Source organism: Pseudomonas sp. SID14000 (genome assembly GCF_002165135.1).
Lineage (GTDB): Bacteria > Pseudomonadota > Gammaproteobacteria > Pseudomonadales > Pseudomonadaceae > Aquipseudomonas.
In genome coordinates this window covers 1-385 of the sequence record NZ_NFZQ01000174.1, presented here as the reverse complement: position 1 = coordinate 385, position 385 = coordinate 1, and the positions used below count along the sequence as shown (strand labels likewise).

Annotated in this window: 1 pseudogene; it reads right to left on the bottom strand. The window is 78.2% G+C overall.

The window, feature by feature from the left end:
- A pseudogene (locus CAY82_RS27825) lies at window positions 1-385 on the bottom strand (hypothetical protein); the annotation flags it as partial.

Here is a 385-nt window from a genome sequence, read left to right as displayed (position 1 = left end):
CCGCACCCGCGTGGGTCGCTCTGGCGTGGTCGGCACGGACGATCACCAGTTCCTCCCACGGACTGCCGTCGGCCAGCCCCCGCGCCACCAGCCACTCGCGCCGCCCGGTCAGCACCGGCCCGTACGGGATGCGGACCCGGTCGCTGACCTCGGCGCGCATCCCGGCGGCGGCCAGCCGGCGCAGGGTCGCCTCGGTGCCGCAGAGCGCGGAGTGGACCAGCAGCAGGGTGCCGCCGGGGCGCAGCGCCGCCGGGGCGTCGGCGCAGATCCGGTCGAGCAGGGCACGCCCGTCGGGACCGGCGTCCCAGGCGCGGGCCGGGCCGGAGGCGGGCGGTGTCTCCTCGGGCGCGGGCACGTACGGCGGGTTGCTGACCACCAGATCGAA